Origin of the sequence: Streptococcus suis (assembly GCF_002964045.1) — a bacterium.
Lineage (GTDB): Bacteria > Bacillota > Bacilli > Lactobacillales > Streptococcaceae > Streptococcus > Streptococcus suis_U.
Genome location: NZ_POPB01000096.1, coordinates 1 through 284 on the forward strand (window position 1 = coordinate 1; position 284 = coordinate 284).

The following is a 284-nucleotide window of genomic DNA, read 5'->3' on the forward strand; positions in this document are numbered from 1 at the left end:
TGATACTGACTCAGACACTGATTCTGAGATTGATTCTGATACTGACTCAGACACTGATTCTGAGATTGACTCAGACACTGATTCTGAGATTGATTCTGATACTGATTCAGAAATTGACTCAGACACTGATTCAGAGACTGATTCTGAAATTGACTCTGATACGGATTCGCTGACGGACTCTGAGACTGACTCAGATACTGATTCTGAGATGGATTCTGAGACTGATTCTGAGATGGACTCACTAACTGATTCAGAAAGTGATTCTGAGACGGACTCGGAGACGG

Annotated in this window: 1 protein-coding gene; it reads left to right on the top strand. The window is 42.3% G+C overall.

Going from position 1 to position 284, the window contains the following annotated elements:
* The coding region (locus C1E99_RS14565; protein ID WP_193441768.1) for a hypothetical protein at positions 1–284 on the top strand (284 nt) is incomplete at both ends.